Raw genomic sequence first — 20,986 nt, forward strand, 5'->3', positions numbered from 1 at the left:
GCGTTATCGTTGACGATTTTAGCGAGCGAGCTCGCTCCTACAGGTTTGTGCGTTATTTACCGGACTTGATCTTGGTCCAGCTACGGGTCATTTCACGCTGAGTTGCCGCCGGCATGTCGGCAATGGCGTAGAGCTTGGATTGCACTTCGGCCGACGGATAAATACCCGGGTCGCTGGTGATGTCTTTATCGACCAGGGCAGTGGCTTTCTCGTTACCGTTCGGGAAACGCACACTGTTGGTGATCGCGGCCATGACGTCTGGCTTGAGCAGGTAGTTCATGAATGCGTAGGCAGCCTCGACGTTTTCGGCATCCTTGGGAATGGCGACCATGTCGAAGAAGCTGCCAGCACCTTCCTTGGGAATGTCATAGGCGATCTTGACCTTGCCGCCGGCTTCAGCCGCGCGGGTTTTGGCCTGTTCGATGTCACCCGAGTAGCCCACAGCCACGCAGATGTTGCCGTTGGCCAGGTCGGAGATGTACTTGGAGGAGTGGAAGTAGCCGATCGAAGGACGGATTTTCATGAACAGGTCTTCGGCCTGTTTCAGATCAGCCTTCTTCGTAGTGTCGGTCGGCAGGCCCAGGTAATGCAGCGCTACCGGCAGCATTTCGGTTGGCGAATCGAGGAAGCTCACGCCGCAGCTTTTCAGCTTGGCGATGTTTTCCGGCTTCATCAGTACGTCCCACGAGTCGATCTTGTCCACGCCCAGTGCGGCCTTGACCTTCTCCGGGTTGTAGCCGATGCCCATCGAGCCCCACATGTACGGGAAGGCGTGCTTGTTGTCCGGGTCGCTGACCGATACGGCCTTGAGCAGGGATTTGTTCAGGTTGTCGTAGTTGGACAGCTTGGACTTGTCCAGCTCCTGGTAGACACCGGCCTTGATCTGCTTGGCGAGGAAGCTGTTCGACGGCACGACGATGTCGTAGCCGGACTTGCCTGCCAGCAACTTGGCTTCCAGGGTTTCGTTGCTGTCAAAAACGTCGTACACCACTTTGATGCCCGACTCTTTTTCAAAGTTGGCGATGGTGTCCGGTGCAATGTAGTCGGACCAGTTGTAAACGTGCAGCACTTTATTGTCTGCCTGGGCCGCGCCCGCCATTGCACCCATCAGGGACAAGGCGAGGAGGGTCTTGCCAGCGTTCTTCAAACCTAATGCCTTCATTTGGTGATGCTCCAATTTTTTCTTTTTTGGGCCACAAGCGTTGTATGTTTTACGGCCCAACCGAAGGGCAACAAAACAGGGCGACAGTCTGGCAAGTTCAGGGGCCGGCTTTCAACCAAAGCCCCTGCATTTTTAACTGCCCAGTGCACCGCGCACTGAGCCTAGCACTTAGCCCTGCAAGGCAGCCAAAGTCAGGTCCAGGCAATGGCGGGCCTTGGTTACCAGCTCGTCGATTTCAGCCTTGCTGATGACCAGTGGCGGCGAAATGATCATGGTGTCGCCCACGGCGCGCATGATCAGGCCATTTTCAAAGCAGAAGGTTCGGCAGATCATGCCGGCGCCTTTGCCTTCGTGACGCTTGCGCGTCGCCTTATCCTGCACCAGCTCGATCGCACCGAGCATACCGACGCCGCGTACTTCACCCACCAGCGGATGATCGCCCAGTTCCCTCAGACGCTTTTGCAAATACGGTGCCGTTTCGTCGTGCACACGGTTAACGATTTTTTCATCGCGCAGGATGCGGATGTTTTCCAGCGCCACGGCCGCGGCCACCGGGTGGCCGGAGTAGGTAAAGCCGTGGTTGAAATCGCCCCCTTCGTTGAGCACCGCCACCACTTCGTCACGCACGATCAGGCCGCCCATGGGCACGTAGCCCGAGGTCAGGCCCTTGGCGATGGTCATCATGTGCGGCTTGAGGTCGTAGAAATCGCTACCGAACCACTCACCGGTACGGCCGAAGCCGCAGATTACTTCGTCGGCGACAAACAGGATGTCGTACTTGGCGAGGATTTCCTTGATGCGCGGCCAGTACGTGGCAGGCGGCACGATCACGCCACCGGCACCCTGGATCGGCTCGGCAATAAAGGCGCCGACGTTGTCCACGCCCAGCTCCAGGATTTTCTCTTCCAACTGGTTGGCGGCCCACACACCGAATTCCTCGGGGCTCATGTCGCCGCCTTCGCCAAACCAGTACGGCTGCGCGATGTGGGTAATGCCCGGGATCGGCAAGTCGCCCTGCTCGTGCATATAGGTCATGCCGCCCAGGCTGGCGCCGGCCACGGTAGAGCCGTGGTAGCCATTCTTGCGGGCAATGATGGTTTTCTTGTTGGGCTGGCCCTTGATCGCCCAGTAGTGGCGGACCATGCGCAACATGGTGTCGTTGCCTTCGGAGCCAGAGCCGGTGAAGAACACGTGGTTCATGCCAGCCGGCGCGACATCGGAAATGACCTTGGCCAACTCCAATACCGGCGGGTGTGCGGTCTGGAAGAACAGGTTGTAGTACGGCAGTTCTTTCATCTGCTTGGCGGCGGCATCGGCCAGTTCATCGCGACCGTAACCGATCGCCACGCACCACAGGCCGGCCATACCGTCGAGGATCTTGTTGCCTTCGCTGTCCCACAGGTAAACGCCGTGGGCTTTGGTGATGATCCTTGGGCCTTTCTCTTTCAATTGCTTGAAGTCGCTGAACGGCGCCAGGTGGTGATCATTGCTCAAGGCTTGCCATTCACGGGTTTGCGGGTTGTTGCTGGACATACCAATCTCCTAGACTTTTCAGTGAAGGCGCGCCGTTTGAAGGGCGCGCCCGGCGCATCAGACGGCGAAGAGCAGGAATTCCCGCTCCCACGAACTGATCACGCGCTTGAAGTTTTCATGCTCGGCCCGCTTGACCGCGACGTAGCCTGTGATGAATTTTTGCCCCAGATATTTCTCGATGGTCTTGCTGTTTTCCATGCGTTCCAGGGCGTCTTCGATGGTCAACGGCAGGCGCAGGTTGCGTCGCTCGTAACCGCGGCCCACCACCGGCGCGCTCGGGTTATGGCCCTCGACCATGCCGATGTAGCCGCACAACAGGCTGGCGGCAATCGCCAGGTACGGGTTGGCGTCGGCGCCCGGCAGGCGGTTTTCCACGCGGCGGTTCTGCGGGCCGGCATCCGGTACGCGCAGGCCGACGGTGCGGTTTTCTTCGCCCCATTCCACGTTCACCGGCGCCGAGGTGTCGGGCAGGAAGCGGCGGAACGAGTTCACGTTGGGGGCGAATAAAGGCAGCAATTCAGGGATGAATTTCTGCAGGCCGCCAATATGGTTGAGGAACAGTTGGCTCATGGTCCCGTCTTCATTGGAGAAGACGTTCTTGCCGGTGGCGATGTCGATAATGCTCTGGTGCAGGTGCATCGCGCTGCCGGGCTCGCCGGTCATGGGCTTGGCCATGAAGGTGGCGGCCACGTCGTGCTTGAGCGCGGCTTCACGCATGGTGCGCTTGAACACCAGGATCTGGTCGGCCAGGGACAGGGCGTCGCCATGACGGAAGTTGATTTCCATCTGCGCGGTGCCGTCCTCGTGGATCAGGGTGTCGAGGTCCAGCTCCTGCAGTTCGCACCAGTCGTAGACGTCTTCGAACAGCGGGTCGAATTCGTTGGCCGCTTCTATAGAGAAGGACTGGCGACCGGTTTCCGGGCGGCCGGAGCGGCCAATCGGCGGTTGCAGCGGGAAGTCCGGGTCTTCGCAGCGCTTGGTCAGGTAGAACTCCATCTCCGGCGCCACGATGGGCTGCCAGCCGCGGTCGGAGTAGAGTTTGAGGACTTTCTTGAGCACGTTGCGCGGCGACAGCTCGATCGGGTTGCCTTGCTTGTCGTAGGTGTCGTGGATCACCTGGGCGGTCGGCTCGATGGCCCAGGGCACCAGGAATACCGCGTTCTGGTCGGGGCGGCAGATCATGTCGATGTCGGCCGGGTCGAGCAATTCGTAATAGATGTCGTCTTCGACATAGTCGCCGGTCACGGTCTGCAACAGAACACTCTCGGGCAGGCGCATGCCTTTTTCGGCAATGAACTTGTTGGTCGGCGAGATCTTGCCCCGGGTAATACCGGTGAGGTCGCCAATCATGCATTCGACTTCTGTGATCTTGTGGTCTTTCAACCAATCGGTGAGCTGGTCGAGGTTGTTACTCATAAATGCCTCTGGGCTGGGTTTCCTGGCATCCATTAAAGGCCAGGCGTTGGTTGACGCAGCATCCGCGTCGTTTTTTCATTCAGGGTAGGAGCTTACCTGCCATTTGCCCATGGGTTGCATTCCTCAGGCCAAAGTTGTGCGCAATTATGATCGGCACGGCGGATGAGGGTCGCTCAGCGGCGTCGGAGATGGCAAAAAGGAGATCGGCCGGGCCGTCAAGAATATTGGCCGGTGCCTGGGCATTCACGCGGGGCGAACGAACTGCGGACAACGCCTGGCTGGAGCAGGCAGAGACGCCGATTGGCGGCAGGTGAAACATGAAGCACCCCGGTATTATTGCTGTTATGGGTTTGAATCGAGCTTAGCCTTGTTCATTTTTTTACACAACACCCCCGTAAAAAATCCTACACGGCCCGCTCAAGCCTGCAGGTCCCAAGCCCCTCAAACCCAAAAAATCGCCCCAAAACCCCGCAAAAAAGGCTTCGTGGCGCTTTTTTAGGGCAAAAAATGCCTCGCTTGACTTCGGCAGGCCGTTCGGGTTGACTGAAACCAGAAAAGATCAATGATTGATATTTTTAACAACAAAGGTGTTGCATCATGTCGGTACCCCCGCGTGCCGTTCAGCTTAACGAAGCGAACGCGTTCCTTAAGGATCATCCTGAGGTTCTGTACGTAGACCTTCTAATTGCGGATATGAATGGTGTGGTGCGCGGTAAGCGCATCGAACGCACCAGCCTCCACAAGGTTTACGAGAAGGGCATTAACCTGCCTGCCTCTTTATTTGCCCTGGATATCAACGGCTCTACGGTGGAAAGCACCGGCCTGGGCCTGGACATCGGTGATGCTGACCGAATCTGTTATCCAATCCCCGACACCCTGTGCAATGAACCCTGGCAAAAGCGCCCCACCGCGCAACTGCTGATGACCATGCACGAACTTGAAGGTGAACCTTTCTTCGCCGATCCGCGCGAAGTGCTCCGCCAAGTTGTCACCAAGTTTGACGACCTCGGTCTGACCATCTGCGCCGCTTTCGAGCTTGAGTTCTACCTGATCGACCAGGAGAACGTGAACGGCCGCCCACAACCGCCCCGCTCGCCGATCTCCGGCAAACGCCCGCACTCGACACAGGTCTACCTGATCGACGACCTCGACGAATACGTCGACTGCCTCCAGGACATTCTGGAAGGTGCCAAGGAGCAAGGCATTCCGGCCGATGCCATCGTCAAGGAAAGTGCCCCGGCGCAGTTCGAAGTGAACCTGCACCACGTCGCCGACCCGATCAAGGCCTGCGACTACGCGGTACTGCTCAAGCGCCTGATCAAGAACATCGCCTACGACCATGAGATGGACACCACCTTCATGGCCAAGCCTTACCCAGGCCAGGCAGGCAACGGGCTGCACGTACACATTTCCATTCTGGACAAGGACGGCAAGAACATCTTTGCCAGCGAGGATCCCGAGCAGAACGCCGCATTGCGTCACGCGATCGGCGGTGTGCTGGAGACCCTACCCGCCCAAATGGCGTTCCTGTGCCCCAACGTCAACTCCTACCGTCGTTTCGGCGCACAGTTCTACGTGCCGAACTCGCCGTGCTGGGGCCTGGATAACCGCACCGTGGCGATTCGCGTACCCACCGGCTCGTCCGATGCCGTGCGTATCGAACACCGTGTGGCTGGCGCCGATGCCAACCCTTACCTGCTGATGGCCTCGGTATTGGCGGGCGTACACCACGGCCTGACCAACAAGATCGAGCCGAACGCTCCAGTGGAAGGCAACAGCTACGAGCAGAACGAGCAGAGCCTGCCGAACAACCTGCGCGATGCGCTGCGTGAGTTGGACGACAGCGAGGTGATGGCCAAGTACATCGATCCTAAATACATCGATATCTTCGTCGCCTGTAAGGAAAGTGAGTTGGAGGAGTTTGAACACTCCATCTCCGACCTTGAGTACAACTGGTACCTGCATACCGTGTAAGCGGTTGCTGCAATAAAAGAACGCCGCTGATTTTGGTCAGTGGCGTTTTTTTATGGGTTTATTTTGGGAAACCGGGTTGGCCTCATCGCAGGCAAGCCAGCTCCCACAGTGGAACGCATTTCAAGGTTGGAACTCGGTCAAATGTGGGAGCTGGCTTGCCTGCGATAGCGGCTTGGCAGACAACACAGATTCCTGCTCATACAATGCCTGCTGCCTTGTAGGAGACATCCATGACCACCCGCCCCGCCGCCCCTCGCAAACCCCGCGCCCGCAGCCAGGCCCGGATCGATGCGATCCTCGACGCCGCCCGCACCTTGCTGGCCGCCGAAGGTGTGGCCAGTTTGTCGATCTACAGCGTGGCCGAACGAGCACAGATACCGCCGTCATCGGTGTACCACTTTTTCGCCAGTGTGCCGGCGTTGCTTGAGGCGTTGACCGCTGACGTTCACGCAGCCTTTCGCGCTGCCATCCAGGCGCCCATCGAGCATGAATCGCTCAAGCATTGGCGCGACCTGTCCTACATCGTTGAACAACGCATGCTCAGCATCTACAGCAACGATGCCGCGGCGCGCCAGTTGATCCTGGCCCAGCATGGGTTGACCGAAGTGACCCAGGCCGATCGCCAGCATGATCTGGAATTGGGCGACTTGATGCTGGCGGTGTTCAATCGCCACTTTGAAGTGCCAACGCTACCGGGCGATGTGGACGTGTTTGCCCTGGCATTGGAGTTGAGCGACCGCGTGTACGCGCGCTCGGTGCATCAGCATGGGCTGATTACGCCGCGCATGGCGGAGGAAGGGATGCGGGTGTTTGATGCGTATGTGGGGCTTTATTTGCCGGCCTATCTGCCCAAGCGCTGATCGTTCCCACGCTCTGCGTGGGAATACATCCCGTGACGCTCTGCGTCACCTTTGGCACAGCGGGACGCGGAGCGCCCCAGGCGGCATTCCCACGCAGAGCGTGGGAACGATCAGTGGGGTTATCACAACTTGGCAATCGACACCTCAGTGGATTTCACAAAGGCAATCACTTCACTGCCGATCACCAGCTCCAACTCCTTGACCGAACGGGTGGTGATTACCGAGGTGACAATGCCGGACGCGGTCTGCACGTCAATTTCCGACAGCACGTCGCCGACCACGATTTCCTTGATGGTGCCTTTGAACTGGTTACGCACGTTGATGGCTTTAATAGTCATGGTGTTTTTCCTGTGTGAGTTATTGAGCCCAACGCAATTGCGTCGGCAGCGGTGAAACAGGTTCGGGTTCCGGTGGGGAACCGGGTAGCGACAGCACGCGGTTGAGCACTTCGGCTTCCAGCGCGGCCAGGCGGTGTGAGCCACGGGCCCGTGGGCGTGGCAGATCGATGTTCAGGTCGAGGCCGATTTCGCCGTTTTCAATCAGAATTACGCGGTCGGCAATCGCCACGGCTTCGCTGACGTCGTGGGTCACCAGCAACACCGTGAAACCGTGCTTGCGCCACAGGTTTTCGATCAGTTGCTGCATCTCGATGCGGGTCAGGGCATCCAGTGCGCCCAGCGGCTCATCGAGCAGTAACAGGCGCGGCTGATGGATCAACGCCCGTGCGAGTGCCACGCGCTGTTTCTGGCCACCGGACAACGCCGCCGGCCATTCATTGGCGCGCTCGGCCAGGCCAACCGCTTCCAGCGCATCCAGCGCTTTGGGCCGCCAGTCGCCCTTGAGGCCCAGGCCGACGTTATCGATGATCTTCTTCCATGGCAGCAAGCGCGCTTCCTGGAACATCAACCGCGTATCTTCAATCGCTTCGTGCAGTGGCGCGGAGCCGGCCAGCAGCTCGCCGCCACTGGCTTTGTCCAGCCCCGCCAACAGGCGCAGCAAGGTACTTTTGCCGCAACCACTGCGACCGACCACGGCCACGAACTGCCCTGCGGGAATATGCAGGTCAATCTCTTTGAGCACTTCGCGGGTACCAAAGGCCTTGCGCAATTTGCGCACTGCCAGAGGGATGCCCTTCAACAGACGCGGAGGTTGTTGAGCCGTCATGCTGCGCCTCCTTTGACTTGGTACGCCGGGTGCCAGCGCAGCCACACACGTTCCAGCCCGCGGGCTGCCAGGTCTGCCAGTTTGCCGAGGATGGCGTACATGACGATGGCCAGCACCACCACGTCGGTTTGCAGGAATTCACGGGCATTCATCGCCAGGTAACCGATGCCGGAACTTGCCGAGATGGTTTCCGCCACGATCAACGTCAGCCACATGAAGCCCAGGGCAAAGCGCACCCCCACCAGGATCGACGGCAGCGCGCCCGGCAGGATCACTTGCCAGAACAGGCTGAAACCGGACAAGCCATAGCTGCGCGACATTTCCACCAGTGCCGGGTCGACATTGCGGATGCCGTGGTAAGTGTTCAGGTAGATCGGGAACAAGGTACCCAGGGCCACCAGGAAAATTTTCGCAGTCTCATCAATGCCGAACCACAGGATCACCAGCGGAATCAGCGCCAGGTGCGGCACGTTGCGAATCATCTGCACCGAGCTGTCGAGCAAGCGTTCGCCCCACTTCGACAAGCCGGTAATAAAGCCCAGGGCCAGACCGATGCTGCCACCGATCACAAAGCCCAGGCCGGCGCGCCAGCCGCTGATGGCCAGGTGCGTCCAGATTTCGCCGCTGACCACCAGGTTCACCCCGGCTTCGATCACCGCACTCGGCGCTGGCAGAATGCGCGTCGACAACCAACCCGCCGACACCGACAACTGCCACACCGCCAGCAATAAGATCGGCAGCACCCAGGGCGCCACGCGATGGCTGATTTTTTCTAAGTCCATAACGGCGCCTCAGCTCTGTGACGCAGCTTTGGGAAGGATGTCGTTGGCCACCATCTCGCCAAACGGACTGACGTAGCCGGCGCTTTTTGGCAGCTCGGGACGTTCGATATCCAGGTGCGGGAACAACAGCTCGGCGACCCGATACGACTCTTCCAGGTGTGGATAACCGGAGAAGATAAAGGTATCGATACCCAGGTCCGCGTACTCCTTGACCCGCGCCGCAACCGTTGGGCCATCGCCCACCAGCGCCGTCCCTGCGCCGCCACGTACCAGGCCGACGCCGGCCCACAGGTTGGGGCTGACTTCCAGGTTGTCACGGCTACCGCCGTGCAAGGCTGCCATGCGTTGCTGGCCCACCGAATCGAAGCGCGCCAAGGACGCCTGGGCCCGGGCGATGGTCTCGTCGTCCAGGTGGGAGATCAGTTTGTCGGCGGCTTTCCAGGCTTCGTCGTTGGTTTCGCGCACGATCACATGCAAGCGAATGCCAAAGCGCACCGTGCGTCCCAGTTTTGCAGCCTTGGCGCGTACCTGCGCGATCTTTTCCGCAACGGCTGCCGGCGGCTCACCCCAGGTCAGTACCATCTCGACCTGTTCGGCCGCAAGGTCCTGGGCGGCTTCGGAGGAACCCCCGAAATACAGCGGCGGGCGTGGTTGTTGAATCGGTGGGTAGAGCAATTTTGCGCCTTTGACGCTGATGTGCTCGCCGTCGTAGTCCACGGTCTCGCCTTCCAGCACACGGCGCCAGATGCGGGTGAATTCCACCGACGCCTGGTAGCGCTCTTCATGGCTCAAGAACAATCCGTCGCCAGCCAGTTCTTCCGGATCGCCACCGGTGACCAGGTTGAACAGCGCACGGCCACCAGACAGGCGATCCAGGGTCGCGGCCTGACGCGCGGCCACGGTCGGGGAGATGATCCCAGGGCGCAGGGCAACCAGGAATTTCAAGCGCTGGGTCACGGGGATCAGCGAGGCGGCCACCAACCACGAGTCTTCGCAAGAGCGACCCGTAGGGATCAACACCCCGCCGAAACCCAGGCGGTCAGCAGCCTGGGCCACTTGTTGCAAGTAACCGTGGTCGACAGCGCGGGCGCCTTCGGCGGTGCCAAGGTAATGACCGTCGCCGTGGGTGGGCAGGAACCAGAAAATATTGAGGCTCATGGAGTTGTCTCCTGAATGAAGTCGGATTACGGCGCTTTGGCAACCGCGGCGGGTGGCGTCCAGATCACGTCCTTGATGCTCAAGGGCTTGGGGATCAATTTGAGTTGGTAGAAGGTGTCTGCGATTTTCTGCTGGGCGGCGACCACTGCCGGGGTCAGGAACAGCGCCCCGTAGCCCTGGCGTTTCACCGATGTGAGGGTGATATCTGCCGGCAGGCCGAGCAGTGGGGCGACCTGCTCAGTCACTTCCTGCGGGTTGGCCTTGGACCATTCGCCTACCGCACGCACCTCTTCCACCAACGCCTTGATCACTTGCGGGTACTGTTCGGCGTAGGGTTTGGTGGCCAGGTAAAACTGATGGTTGTCGGCAATCCCGGTGCCGTCTCGCAGGGTGCGCGCTTGCAGTTGCTTCTCGGCGGCGGCCTGGTACGGGTCCCAGATCACCCAGGCGTCCACGCTGCCACGCTCGAACGCAGCACGGGCATCGGCGGGGGGCAGGAACACGGTCTTTACGTCGGTGTAGTTGAGGCCGGCATCTTCCAGGGCACGCACTAGCAGGTAGTGCACGTTGGAGCCTTTGTTGAGCACGACCTTTTTACCCTTGAGCTCGGCCACCGATTTGATCGGCGAGTCCTTGGGCACCAGGATCGCTTCGCTGGTAGGCGCGGGTGGTTCGTAGGCGACGTAGAGCAGATCGGCGCCAGCCGCCTGGGCAAACACCGGTGGGGTTTCGCCAGTAACGCCGAAGTCGATGGAGCCGACGTTCAGGCCCTCGAGCAATTGCGGGCCACCGGGAAACTCGGTCCACTGCACCTGCACGCCTTGGTCGGCCAGGCGTTTTTCCAGGGTGCCCTTGGCCTTGAGCAGCACCAGGGTGCCGTACTTCTGATAACCGATCCGCAAGGTCTCGGCGGCTTGGGCTTGAACGATGGCGCCGAGGGACACAGCCGCAGCAAAGAGTGCGACCAGACCACGACGCAAGATGACAGTGCGCATGGCGCTCTCTCCAACTGTGCGATTAGGGTTTTGGCTGCACCTGCTTGGCCGTTGTCGGCTGAGTAAGGTGAGTGTTTCCAGCTTTTCGGGGTGAGGCTCAGATGCTCCAGCGAGCACTCAACAAACGTTCATTCAATACGTCAGGGTCCAGCGGTTTTGGCCGGCGCGCCATGGCGCTGTAGAGCTGCTCCAGGGCTTCGTGCAGACGCTGTTCGAGTACCGGCACCAGTTGCGCCTGCACGCTGCCTTCGCCATAGGCGATCTGGCTGTCTTCGGCAAAAATACCGTGGAGCAATTCCTGGGCCTTGAGGGCCGACAGCACCGGCTTCAGGGCGTAGTCCACCGCCAGCATGTGGGCGATGCTGCCGCCGGTCGCCATCGGCAGCACCACCTTATGGGCCAACGCACGCTCCGGCAGCAGGTCCAGTACGGCCTTCAACGCCCCGGAAAACGACGCCTTGTACACCGGCGTGGCAATCACAAGGCCGTCGGCATTGGCGACTTGTTGCAGCAGGTCGATGACCTTGGGGCTGTCGAAGCGCGCATGCAGCAAGTCTTCAGCCGGGAAGTCCCGTACTTGGTAACTCACCACTTCCACGCCCTGCTGTTGCAGCCACTGACGGGTTTTATCCAGCAAGACCCCAGAGCGGGACCGCTGGCTGGGACTGCCTCCAAGTGTTACGACCAGCATGCAGGAGATTCCTTGAGCAAGTGTCGGCGGTTCGCTGTACGGCGATGGCGCCAAGATGGGATAGACCTTATCAGCAGATTTATATATCTATAAATCTTATTTATTCATTTGTTTATTCCATAAAAACATAAGCGATTGATCAATCCCCAGGCGAAAAAAAAGGCCGTGGAAACGGCCTGAAAACCCCTGCTGTGAGTCAGTGCTTTTTGGTAGGAGCGAGCTTGCTCGCGAAAAACTCACAGGCGCCGCGTTCATTCAGGAAGCACGCGTTATCGTTGACGTTTTTCGCGAGCAAGCTCGCTCCTACAGAGGCATGGTCCGTGATGCCTTAACGATTGGGTTGTGGGGTAAGACGCAGGTACGGCTTCACCGCGCGATAGCCCTTGGGAAAGCGTTTCTTGATCTCTTCCTCGTCCTTGAGTGACGGCACGATGACCACCTCATCCCCATCCTGCCAGTTGGCCGGTGTTGCCACCTTGTGGTTGTCGGTCAGCTGCAGCGAGTCGATCACCCGCAGGATTTCATGGAAATTACGCCCGGTGCTGGCCGGGTAGGTGATGGTCAGGCGGATCTTCTTGTTCGGGTCGATCACAAACAAGGAGCGCACGGTGAGGGTATCGCTGGCATTCGGGTGGATCAGGTCGTAGAGGTCCGAGACCTTGCGGTCGGCGTCGGCCAGGATCGGGAAGTTGACCACGGTGTTCTGGGTCTCGTTGATGTCTTCGATCCACTTGTGGTGCGAGTCCACCGGATCTACCGACAGGGCGATGGCCTTGACGCCACGCTTGGCGAATTCATCCTTGAGCTTGGCGGTAAAACCCAGCTCGGTGGTGCACACCGGCGTGAAGTCCGCAGGGTGGGAAAACAGCACACCCCAGCTGTCGCCCAGCCATTCGTGGAAGCGAATCTTGCCGGCGCTGGAATCCTGTTCGAAGTCGGGGGCGATATCGCCCAGTCTTAGGCTCATGGTGTGGCTCCTGATGAGTGCTTATGGAGCCCACTATGCATGGATTTTTGGTGATTTAAAAAGAATAAATATCGATTTATCTAGACGATAAAAGAATATTAAAAATCAGTTCATTGGACTTGGGAACGGCCTGAGGCCAACATCGCCTTCAAGGTTCGAGAAGGCCTTGAGACGCTGCAAAAAAGAGGGATTCAGGAAGGGCTTGCGGGGGTTGAGCCCGACTTGAATAGCAAGACACCTTGCCCGGCATTGCGCCGGGCAAGGTTTTACAGTCTTACAACAGCGGGATCGAGTAGCTGACGATCAAGCGGTTTTCGTCCTGGTTACGCGCGTTGGCGATGTCGCTGCGCCACATAGCGTTTTTCCACGCCACGCCGACGTTCTTCAGCGGACCTTCCGGTACGACGTAGGCAACAGTGATGTCACGCTCCCACTCGGACTGGCCGGTGAACTCGGTACGGTTGCTGGCGACGGTGTCGATATGATCACCTTTCAGGTAAACCACACCGGCGGTCAGGCCAGGCACGCCGACTTTGGCGAAGTCGTAGGAGTAGCGAGCTTGCCAGGTACGCTCGCCGGCACGGGCGAACTTCTGGATTTGCATGTCGGTGGTGATGTAAGCCGACGAGCCGTCACCCTGGTTCAGCCAAGGGAAGTCGCTGCTGCCGTTGCTGACCTGGTAACCGCCACCGAAGGTGTGACCGGCCACCGAGTACAGGAACAGGCCGCTGTACAGGTTGTTGTCGACTTTGCCACGGCCGGAGTTCACGCCGCTGTAGTTGCCCGTCGAGAAATAAGCGGACTGGTTACCGTTGTTGCCATCGTCGGAGCTGTTGAAGTAACGCAGGTCAGACTTCAGCACGCCAGGGCCGATAGCCCAGTTGTGGGTCAGGCCCAGGAAGTGTTGCTTGTAGAAATCTTCCAGGTTGCCGTAGTAGTACTGGGCGGTCAGATCCTTGGTGATCTTGTAGTCGCCACCGGCGTAGTAGAACTTGTTGCTCGAACGCCAGTTCACACCGCGGCTGTTGGCGCCGGAAATGGACAGGCTTTCGTTGTTGCTGGAGTTACGGCCCTTGGCCTTTTCGATCTGGCCCGCGACCAGGGTCAGGTCCTTGATGTCGCTGGAGGTGATCTGGCCACCTTGGAAGGTTTGCGGCAGCATACGACCATCGTTGGTGACGATGACCGGCAGCTTGGGCTGCAAGGTACCCAACTTCAGTTCGGTTTGAGAGATCTTGGCCTTGGCAGTCAGGCCCAGGCTGGAGTAGTTATCAACGGCTTCGCCATTGGACTTGCTCGGGAAGATCGTGCCACCGTAGGAGCTGGCAGTCGCGCCGTTGGTGCCACCGCCGGAATCCAGGCGAACACCCAGCAGGCCGATAGCGTCCAGACCGAAGCCGACGGTGCCTTGGGTGTAACCGGAGATGAAACGCAGATCGAAGCCTTGGCCCCACTCTTCGTTGCGGCTCGGGTTGGCCGTGCCTTCGCGGTTATCGGTGTTGATGTAGAAGTTACGCAGGCCCAGTGTGGCCTTGCTGTCTTCGATGAAACCGGCAGCGCCTGCTTGCTGGGCGATTGCGCCCAACGTTACAGCCACAGCCAAGGTGGACTTCTTCATGTACCGCTCCTCTCATTTCTAATTTTTGTATTTCTTTGGTCTCGGGTCTGACGCCCTCGATCCACAGATGCGCGATTAGCGCCAGATAGTGACCACCAAGTCAATCGTAACCTTGTGTGTCTACTACCTTCGTCTAATCGCAGTTGATTTGGTCCCTGCAGGGTAATGAGTTTTTCATACACCCAAAAAGAATTATTTCATTCTTTTTCATACGATCCAGGAATAAGACTTTCCGTGAAGCTGGCCGGTCAGGATAGACGCGCCGCTCCATAAGCTAATTCCTAAAGGGTATTTACTGGTGCTTTTTTAGATCGATTAGTGTTGCCGTACGGTTGCATACGTCACTCACGATCAAAAAGGCGACGCCATCATGGCCAAACGCACATCCTCCCGTCAATTTGTTACAGTTTTTGTATCGCTATTACTTTCTTTTGGTGTCAACGCCACCGACCTGACGGTGGGCTACCAGACCGGCATCGATCCCAGCAAGGTTCCCCAGGCCGACGGCCTGTATGAAAAAGCCATCGGCGAAAAAATCGCCTGGCGCCGCTTCAACAGCGGGCCAGAGGTAGTCACGGCCATCGCTTCGGGTGATGTACAAATCGGCAACCTCGGCTCCAGCCCGCTCGCGGCGGCGGCCTCGCGCAACCTGCCGATTGTGGCGTTTATCGTATCGGCACAGATCAACGCTTCTGAAGCCCTGGTGGTGCGCAACGGCAGTGGCATCGACAACCCCCAGGACTTGATCGGTAAAACCATCGCCACGCCCTTCGTCTCCACCTCCCATTACAGCCTGCTCGGCGCGCTGAAACACTGGGGTCTGAACACCCAGCAAGTCAAAGTGGTGAACCTGCAACCGGCCGAAATCGCCGCCGCCTGGAAGCGTGGCGATATTGATGGGGCTTTTGTGTGGTCCCCGGCCCTGGGTGAAATCCGCAAGAGCGGCAAGACCCTCACAGACGCGGCGCAGGTGGGCCAATGGGGCGCGCCGACGTTTGAGGTGTGGGTGGCGCGCAAGGATTTTGCGCAAAAACATCCTGAGGTAGTGGCCAAGTTCGCCAAAGTTACCCTGGATGCCTTTGCCGACTATGCCGCCCACAAAGACAGCTGGACGGTGGATTCCGAGCCAGTGCAGAAAATCGCCAAATTGACAGGTTCAAATGCGGATGACATTCCGGAACTCTTGGCCGGTACGACGTTTCCGGATGCGCAGGCACAGCAAACCGCTGCGCTGCTCAAGGGCGGCACGGCGAAGGCGATTGAGGAGACGGCGAAGTTCTTGAAGGAACAGGGGAAGGTGGAGACAGTGCTGCCGGATTATTCGGCGTATGTGACCGACAAATTCATCACACAATAAATACAGTCTTCGGTGGGAGCTGGCTTGCCTGCGATACCAGCAACTCGGTCCTTCAGATAAACCGAGGCGCCACTATCGCAGGCAAGCCAGCTCCCACACAGAGCCGTACTCTTTTACAGGGCCTTTTCAAAGATCTTGGAGTTGCGCTGATAGTTGTACAGCGACGCTCGCGCCGACGGCAGGCGGTCCACGCTGCTGGGTACAAAGCCGCGTTCGCGGAACCAATGGGCCGTGCGCGTGGTGAGTACAAAGAGGGTTTTCAAGCCTTGGGCGCGTGCCCGGGTCTGGATGCGTTCGAGCAACACATCGCCTCGCGCGCCGTGGCGGTACTCCGGGTTCACTGCCAGGCACGCCAACTCCCCCGCATCCGAATCCGCGATCTGATACAGCGCCGCGCAGGCGATGATCATGCCTTCGCGCTCGACCACGCTGAACTGCTCGATCTCACGCTCCAGCACTTCCCGCGAACGGCGCACCAGAATGCCCTGCTCTTCCAGCGGGCTGATCAGGTCCAGCAAGCCGCCGACGTCTTCAATCGCCGCTTCGCGCACCAGTTCGAATTGTTCCTGGGCCACCAGCGTACCGCCACCATCGCGGGTGAACAGTTCGGTAAGCAAAGCGCCATCTTCGGCGTAGCTGACGATATGGCTGCGCCCTACTCCACCCCGGCAGGCTTCGGCAGCGGCATCGAGCAGTTCGGCTTGATAGTTGCTGCCCAGGCGCTGCAGGTGCGCGGGTACTTGTTGTGGGCGCAATTCACGCACCAGGCGGCCGTTCTCATCGATCAGACCGGGGTCGGCGCCGAACAGCAGCAACTTGTCGGCGCCCAGGTCGATGGCGGCGCGGGTGGCGACGTCTTCGCAGGCCAGGTTGAAGATCTCGCCGGTGGGCGAATACCCCAACGGCGACAGCAGCACGATAGAGCGCTCATCCAACAGGCGGTTGATGCCCTTGCGGTCGACCCGGCGCACTTCGCCGGTGTGGTGGTAGTCCACGCCTTCAAGCACGCCGATTGGCCGTGCGGTGACCAGGTTGCCGCTGGCCACACGCAGGCGCGAGCCCTGCATCGGCGATGACGCCATGTCCATGGACAAGCGCGCCTCGATGGCAATGCGCAAATGACCCACCGCGTCGATCACACACTCCAGCGTCGCAGCATCGGTGATGCGCAAGCCTTCGTGGTAAGCCGGGGTAAGGCCGCGTGCTTCAAGGCGGGTTTCGATTTGCGGGCGCGAGCCATGCACCAGCACCAGGCGCACACCCAGGCTGTGAAGCAGCACCAGGTCGTGGACGATATTGCCGAAGTTGGGGTGGTCTACACCATCGCCGGGCAGCATGACCACAAAAGTGCAGTCGCGGTGGGCATTGATGTAGGGCGAAGCGTGACGAAGCCAGTTGACGTATTCGGGCATAACACCTGGGCCTGTAATAAAAAGCAGCCAAATAAAGGATCAATCGTGAAAGCGCACAGCGGCTGATGGTTATCGTCGGAACAGGCTTGGCGACACGCTCACTCTCCTTATGTACGAATGGGCAGGGGTTAATTTATGCAGGTTTCAGGCAGTAGTGTTCGATCAGTTCCCGCAATAGACGCACTGTAGGCGTCAAGCGTGACATTTCAAGGTACTCGCCAGGCTGGTGGGCGCAGGCAATGTCGCCAGGGCCGAGCACCAGGGTTTCGCAACCAAGGCGCTGAAGATAAGGCGCTTCGGTGCCGAACGCTACTGCTTCGGCACGATGACCGGTCAAACGTTCCGCCACCCGCACCAACTCGGCGTCTTCGGGCTGCTCAAAGGGTGGCACTTCGGGGAACAACGGCGCGTAGTCGATCTTGACCTTATGCCGCTCGGCCAGGGGTTCGAGCTTCTGGCGGATCGCGGCGCGCAGCACCTCGGGGTCCATGCCCGGCAGGGGTCGCAGGTCGAACTCCAGGGAGCACTGGCCGCAGATGCGGTTGGGGTTGTCGCCGCCGTGAATGCAGCCGAAGTTCATCGTCGGCTGCGGCACGCTGAATTGCGCGTTGCGGTACTCGCGCTGCCAGGCCAAGCGCAGGCCGCGCAGTTCGCCGATGGCGTCATGCATGGCTTCCAGGGCGCTATGGCCCAGGCTGGGGTCCGACGAGTGGCCACTGCGCCCGAGGATCTCGATGCGTTCCATCATCACGCCCTTGTGCAGGCGGATCGGCTTGAGCCCGGTCGGCTCGCCGATCACCGCTGCACGACCTAATGGGCGCCCCGCCTCGGCCAGCGCACGGGCACCGGACATAGAGCTTTCCTCATCACAGGTGGCAAGGATCAACAGCGGTTGCTTGAAGGGTTGGTCCAGCAGCGGCAACGCCGCGTCGATAACCAGTGCGAAGAACCCCTTCATGTCACAACTGCCCAGCCCTACCCAGCGGCCGTCGACTTCCGTCAGCTTGAGCGGGTCGGTGTTCCACAGCGCCGCGTCATACGGCACGGTATCGCTATGCCCCGCCAACACCAAGCCGCCGGGGCCGCTGCCGAAACTGGCCAACAGGTTGAACTTGCCGGGGCTGACTGGTTGGATATCGATGGCAAAGCCCAGGTCGCCCAGCCAAGCGGCGAGCAGGTCAATCACCGGGCGGTTGCTCTGGTCTAGAGACGCCTGGGTGCAGCTCACCGACGGCGCGGCGATCAAGGCGGCGAACTGCTCTTTCATAGACGGTAAAGGCATGCGCGGTCTCCCAACTTCCCGGATGAACCTCACTATAGAGGCATCTGCGCAACACAATAAACCGTTGCGGCACGTTGCCGGGCTCAGTCCTGTACACTGCACGACCTTGGCAGCCACACTTTTCCCCGGCTGCGCTCCCGATCCTGGATTTTCCGGCCATGCAGAAAGAAACCGAAATCAAGCTACGCGTCAGCCGCGAAACACTCGCCGCGCTGCGTGAGCACCCGTTACTGAAAAAACGCAACAAAAGTGGCTGGGAACGCCGTGAGTTGATGAACCAGTACTTCGACACCCCCGAGCGTGACCTGGCCCAGGCCAAGGTTGCCCTGCGCCTGCGCAAGGACGGTGACGACATCATCCAGACCCTCAAGACCCGCGGCCAAAGCGTCGCCGGCTTGTCGGAACGCAACGAATACAACTGGGACCTGCCCAAAGCCAAGCTCGATGTGAAGAAACTCGATGGCGAGTGCTGGCCCGAGCAACTGGCCGAGCTGGACAAAAAGACTCTCAAGCCGATCTTCACCACCGACTTCGTGCGTGAACGCGCCGAAATCGCCTGGGGCCGTGGCAAGGCCAAGGTGGTGATCGAAGCCGCCCTGGACCTGGGCCATGTGGTGGTCGGCAAGCAGAAAGAAGAAATCTGCGAGCTGGAACTGGAACTGCGCGAAGGCGAACCGGCGGCCCTGCTGGAACTGGCCGCCGAGCTGGCCGCAACCCTGGCCCTGATGCCGTGCGACATCAGCAAGGCCGAACGCGGCTATCGCCTGTATGACGCCAGTAGCTATTCCCTGAGCCTGCCGGCGCCACAGATCCACGCCGAAATGCCATTGGACGACGCCTTCGCCGCGATCCTGTGGCACCTGCTGGGCAGCAGCCAGCGCCTGGCTGAGCAATACCGCTTCAATGGCCACTGGCGCCTGTTGCAGGACTGGGTCGAGAACCTCGGCGAGTTGCGCGCCCTGATCGGCAGCCTCGGCCAGGCCGCGCCACGCCAATCCACCAGCGAACTGCGCAGCGCCCTGGATGCGTTGCTGGAAGACTGGCGCCCGCTGGTCCAGGCCGGTGACGACGATGAAGACATTCGCAAAGCCGCGCCGGAACAGTTCATCGAAGAGCTGCAAGACGTGCGCTGGGGCCTGTTCTCACTCAACCTCTCGCGCTGGCTGCTGGCTCGCACCTGGACGGCCGAACGTAACGTGCGCGGCAACCGCCAGGGCGCTGCGCAAATTACCAACTGGCTGCCACGCCTGTTGGCCGACGACGCTGTCGCCCTGCAACTGCAGCGCTACCAGCAACAGCCGGAAGACCTGGCCGAGCAACTGCCGCGCATCGAACGCATCCAGGCCTGGCTGCACCATGCGCGCCATGTGGTGGACATTCCTGAGCTGGACCGTTTGTACGGCGAGCTGAACAAGCTGGCGCACCTGGCCAACCAGCCGATTACCGATGAATCGCTGGATGCGCGTATGCACCAGGCGATTGCGGTTTATCAGAATCGTGCCTGGAAGACCCTTCTGCGCCTGTAAGTCACTCTACCTGTAGGAGCGAGCTTGCTCGCGAAAAACCCGAGAGCGATGTGGGGAGCCAGGCTTCCCGCGTTATCGTTAACGATCTTCGCGAGCAAGCTCGCTCCTACAGTCAATGGCATGCCTGTCAGCGCAATACTGGCAGGCTGGTGGTGGACTTGATCTCCGACAGCGCCACAATCGAGTTGACCTCCTGAATCCCCGGCACCATCGACAACTTCTCGAAGAAAAACCGCTCGTACGCCTCGATATCCGAGGTGACGATACGCAGCAGAAAGTCCACCGCCCCCATCAGCACATAGCACTCCAACACTTCCGGAAACCCGCGAATCGCCTCGGTGAACTCGGTGAAATTGGAGCGACCGTGGGCGTTGAGTTTGACCTCGGCGAAAATCTGCGTGTTGAGCCCGATTTTCTTGCGGTCCAGCAGGGTGACCTGGCCGCGGATCACGCCCTCCTCCTTGAGCCGCTGAATACGCCGCCAGCATGGCGACTGCGACAGGCCGACCTGCTCGGCAATCTGTGCACTGGAGAGCGAGGCATCCTCTTGCAGCAAGGCCAGGATGCGGCGGTCGTAGGCGTCCAACTCATTGTGCATAAAAGTACCCATGAATAGGCTTATCTTGAATTGTTTTGGTCTATTTATCGCCAAATAGGCTTATATTAGATAAGAAATCTCCCGAGGCGAATGTAAAAATTTCTCCAGTCGAAACTGGAGAGTCAGCATGCATGCCGTCGAAACCGCCTACCCCGCCACCCGCGTCGATGCGTGGGCCGTCAATAGCAGCCACTGCCAGGCGCACTATCGCATCGTCGCCGAGGCTGAACCGGACGTGCTGTGCCGGGTGCTGAACTACTTCGCGCTGCAATTGCTCACGCCCACCCAGGTCAGCATGAACCGGGAAGCCGACCTGCTGAGCATCGATATCGTGATGACCGGCCTGAGCTGGCACCGCGCCCAAGTGATCGGTGAAAAGATTCGAAACCTGATCAGCGTCTGCACCCTGGAGCTGTGGTCGGCTGATTCCGAGCGGCCTCAAGCGTTGGCGGCGATGGCGCAGTAAAAACCGGCAATACAAGCGCCAGCAG

General features: G+C 59.6%; 19 protein-coding genes. 5 read left to right on the top strand and 14 right to left on the bottom strand.

The genetic code is table 11. The annotated features are described in order from the left end of the window. Positions 1-52 precede the first annotated feature (52 nt). The 3 genes from JFT58_RS01460 to JFT58_RS01470 all read right to left on the bottom strand — a co-directional run bounded on the left by JFT58_RS01460 (position 53) and on the right by JFT58_RS01470 (position 4,111). Entirely contained in the window at positions 53-1,147 is a 1,095-nt protein-coding gene (locus JFT58_RS01460) for a polyamine ABC transporter substrate-binding protein (protein WP_034129075.1), read from the bottom strand. A 183-nt stretch (positions 1,148-1,330) separates the two neighbouring features. Beyond that, entirely contained in the window at positions 1,331-2,695 is a 1,365-nt protein-coding gene (locus JFT58_RS01465; protein ID WP_014720386.1) for an aspartate aminotransferase family protein, read from the bottom strand. Between the two features lie 57 nt (positions 2,696-2,752). Next, the gene (locus JFT58_RS01470) at positions 2,753-4,111 is read right to left on the bottom strand and encodes a glutamine synthetase family protein (protein ID WP_003195249.1); all 1,359 of its coding nucleotides are present in this window, start codon (positions 4,109-4,111) and stop codon (positions 2,753-2,755) included. 597 nt (positions 4,112-4,708) lie between these two features. Between JFT58_RS01470 and JFT58_RS01475 the strand changes: the two genes are divergently transcribed. Both JFT58_RS01475 and JFT58_RS01480 read left to right on the top strand, forming a co-directional pair. Continuing rightward, on the top strand, positions 4,709-6,085 hold the full coding sequence (locus tag JFT58_RS01475; protein WP_003195252.1) for a glutamine synthetase family protein: 1,377 nt from the start codon (positions 4,709-4,711) through the stop codon (positions 6,083-6,085). Positions 6,086-6,315: 230 nt separating this feature from the next. After that, the gene (locus JFT58_RS01480) at positions 6,316-6,945 is read left to right on the top strand and encodes a TetR/AcrR family transcriptional regulator (RefSeq protein WP_054895982.1); all 630 of its coding nucleotides are present in this window, start codon (positions 6,316-6,318) and stop codon (positions 6,943-6,945) included. A 122-nt stretch (positions 6,946-7,067) separates the two neighbouring features. Here JFT58_RS01480 and JFT58_RS01485 read toward each other — a convergent pair whose 3' ends face one another. The 8 genes from JFT58_RS01485 to JFT58_RS01520 form a co-directional block, all read right to left on the bottom strand. Further along, positions 7,068-7,283 (bottom strand): TOBE domain-containing protein, encoded by a 216-nt coding sequence (locus JFT58_RS01485; RefSeq protein ID WP_003176783.1) that lies wholly within the window; start codon positions 7,281-7,283, stop codon positions 7,068-7,070. A gap of 19 nt (positions 7,284-7,302) precedes the next feature. Further along, positions 7,303-8,109, bottom strand: coding sequence for an aliphatic sulfonates ABC transporter ATP-binding protein (ssuB, locus tag JFT58_RS01490; RefSeq protein ID WP_032902254.1), 807 nt, complete (start codon positions 8,107-8,109; stop codon positions 7,303-7,305). Beyond that, positions 8,106-8,891: an aliphatic sulfonate ABC transporter permease SsuC gene (ssuC, locus tag JFT58_RS01495; RefSeq protein ID WP_003195258.1), complete on the bottom strand. Its 786-nt coding sequence runs from the start codon at positions 8,889-8,891 to the stop codon at positions 8,106-8,108. The genes ssuB and ssuC overlap by 4 nt, the downstream gene beginning before the upstream one ends. A 9-nt stretch (positions 8,892-8,900) precedes the next feature. Further along, positions 8,901-10,049 carry an FMNH2-dependent alkanesulfonate monooxygenase gene (gene ssuD / locus JFT58_RS01500; protein ID WP_003195260.1) on the bottom strand — a complete coding sequence of 383 codons (1,149 nt, stop codon included), beginning with the start codon at positions 10,047-10,049 and terminating at the stop codon, positions 8,901-8,903. A gap of 26 nt (positions 10,050-10,075) precedes the next feature. After that, positions 10,076-11,044, bottom strand: coding sequence for a sulfonate ABC transporter substrate-binding protein (locus tag JFT58_RS01505; RefSeq protein ID WP_054895983.1), 969 nt, complete (start codon positions 11,042-11,044; stop codon positions 10,076-10,078). 97 nt (positions 11,045-11,141) lie between these two features. Next, on the bottom strand, positions 11,142-11,735 hold the full coding sequence (gene ssuE / locus JFT58_RS01510; RefSeq protein WP_054895984.1) for an NADPH-dependent FMN reductase: 594 nt from the start codon (positions 11,733-11,735) through the stop codon (positions 11,142-11,144). A gap of 328 nt (positions 11,736-12,063) precedes the next feature. Next, positions 12,064-12,702 (bottom strand): peroxiredoxin, encoded by a 639-nt coding sequence (locus JFT58_RS01515; RefSeq protein WP_003195267.1) that lies wholly within the window; start codon positions 12,700-12,702, stop codon positions 12,064-12,066. A 274-nt stretch (positions 12,703-12,976) separates the two neighbouring features. Continuing rightward, on the bottom strand, positions 12,977-14,320 hold the full coding sequence (locus JFT58_RS01520; protein WP_034128998.1) for an OprD family porin: 1,344 nt from the start codon (positions 14,318-14,320) through the stop codon (positions 12,977-12,979). Positions 14,321-14,690: 370 nt separating this feature from the next. Between JFT58_RS01520 and tauA the strand changes: the two genes are divergently transcribed. Further along, the gene (gene tauA, locus JFT58_RS01525) at positions 14,691-15,677 is read left to right on the top strand and encodes a taurine ABC transporter substrate-binding protein (RefSeq protein ID WP_054895985.1); all 987 of its coding nucleotides are present in this window, start codon (positions 14,691-14,693) and stop codon (positions 15,675-15,677) included. A 113-nt stretch (positions 15,678-15,790) separates the two neighbouring features. On the opposite strand, the gene argA is transcribed toward tauA, so the two are convergent. Together argA and argE are read right to left on the bottom strand one after the other, a co-directional pair. Further along, complete coding sequence (gene argA / locus JFT58_RS01530) at positions 15,791-17,089, bottom strand: amino-acid N-acetyltransferase (protein WP_003195273.1); 1,299 nt, start codon at positions 17,087-17,089, stop codon at positions 15,791-15,793. Positions 17,090-17,222: 133 nt separating this feature from the next. Further along, positions 17,223-18,371 (bottom strand): acetylornithine deacetylase, encoded by a 1,149-nt coding sequence (argE, locus tag JFT58_RS01535; protein WP_054895986.1) that lies wholly within the window; start codon positions 18,369-18,371, stop codon positions 17,223-17,225. A gap of 158 nt (positions 18,372-18,529) precedes the next feature. On the opposite strand from argE, the gene JFT58_RS01540 reads away from it, so the two are divergent. Beyond that, entirely contained in the window at positions 18,530-19,897 is a 1,368-nt protein-coding gene (locus tag JFT58_RS01540) for a CYTH domain-containing protein (RefSeq protein WP_020301821.1), read from the top strand. Between the two features lie 127 nt (positions 19,898-20,024). Here JFT58_RS01540 and JFT58_RS01545 read toward each other — a convergent pair whose 3' ends face one another. Then, on the bottom strand, positions 20,025-20,495 hold the full coding sequence (locus JFT58_RS01545; protein WP_054896032.1) for an Lrp/AsnC family transcriptional regulator: 471 nt from the start codon (positions 20,493-20,495) through the stop codon (positions 20,025-20,027). Positions 20,496-20,622: 127 nt separating this feature from the next. On the opposite strand from JFT58_RS01545, the gene JFT58_RS01550 reads away from it, so the two are divergent. Further along, the gene (locus tag JFT58_RS01550) at positions 20,623-20,961 is read left to right on the top strand and encodes a hypothetical protein (RefSeq protein ID WP_038451930.1); all 339 of its coding nucleotides are present in this window, start codon (positions 20,623-20,625) and stop codon (positions 20,959-20,961) included. Positions 20,962-20,986 lie beyond the last annotated feature (25 nt).

The sequence above is a fragment of the Pseudomonas sp. MF6767 genome (genome assembly GCF_016405475.1).
Lineage (GTDB): Bacteria > Pseudomonadota > Gammaproteobacteria > Pseudomonadales > Pseudomonadaceae > Aquipseudomonas > Aquipseudomonas paracarnis.

Coding starts and splice junctions, on each gene's coding strand:
- JFT58_RS01470 (WP_003195249.1), bottom strand. CDS start 4,111: ATGAGTAACAACCTCGACCAGCTCACCGATTGGTTGAAAGACCACAAG.
- JFT58_RS01475 (WP_003195252.1), top strand. CDS start 4,709: ATGTCGGTACCCCCGCGTGCCGTTCAGCTTAACGAAGCGAACGCGTTC.
- argE (WP_054895986.1), bottom strand. CDS start 18,371: ATGCCTTTACCGTCTATGAAAGAGCAGTTCGCCGCCTTGATCGCCGCG.
- JFT58_RS01550 (WP_038451930.1), top strand. CDS start 20,623: ATGCATGCCGTCGAAACCGCCTACCCCGCCACCCGCGTCGATGCGTGG.
- JFT58_RS01505 (WP_054895983.1), bottom strand. CDS start 11,044: ATGCGCACTGTCATCTTGCGTCGTGGTCTGGTCGCACTCTTTGCTGCG.
- JFT58_RS01545 (WP_054896032.1), bottom strand. CDS start 20,495: ATGCACAATGAGTTGGACGCCTACGACCGCCGCATCCTGGCCTTGCTG.
- JFT58_RS01540 (WP_020301821.1), top strand. CDS start 18,530: ATGCAGAAAGAAACCGAAATCAAGCTACGCGTCAGCCGCGAAACACTC.
- JFT58_RS01520 (WP_034128998.1), bottom strand. CDS start 14,320: ATGAAGAAGTCCACCTTGGCTGTGGCTGTAACGTTGGGCGCAATCGCC.
- JFT58_RS01515 (WP_003195267.1), bottom strand. CDS start 12,702: ATGAGCCTAAGACTGGGCGATATCGCCCCCGACTTCGAACAGGATTCC.
- ssuB (WP_032902254.1), bottom strand. CDS start 8,109: ATGACGGCTCAACAACCTCCGCGTCTGTTGAAGGGCATCCCTCTGGCA.
- JFT58_RS01465 (WP_014720386.1), bottom strand. CDS start 2,695: ATGTCCAGCAACAACCCGCAAACCCGTGAATGGCAAGCCTTGAGCAAT.
- tauA (WP_054895985.1), top strand. CDS start 14,691: ATGGCCAAACGCACATCCTCCCGTCAATTTGTTACAGTTTTTGTATCG.
- JFT58_RS01485 (WP_003176783.1), bottom strand. CDS start 7,283: ATGACTATTAAAGCCATCAACGTGCGTAACCAGTTCAAAGGCACCATC.
- JFT58_RS01480 (WP_054895982.1), top strand. CDS start 6,316: ATGACCACCCGCCCCGCCGCCCCTCGCAAACCCCGCGCCCGCAGCCAG.
- ssuD (WP_003195260.1), bottom strand. CDS start 10,049: ATGAGCCTCAATATTTTCTGGTTCCTGCCCACCCACGGCGACGGTCAT.
- ssuE (WP_054895984.1), bottom strand. CDS start 11,735: ATGCTGGTCGTAACACTTGGAGGCAGTCCCAGCCAGCGGTCCCGCTCT.
- ssuC (WP_003195258.1), bottom strand. CDS start 8,891: ATGGACTTAGAAAAAATCAGCCATCGCGTGGCGCCCTGGGTGCTGCCG.
- argA (WP_003195273.1), bottom strand. CDS start 17,089: ATGCCCGAATACGTCAACTGGCTTCGTCACGCTTCGCCCTACATCAAT.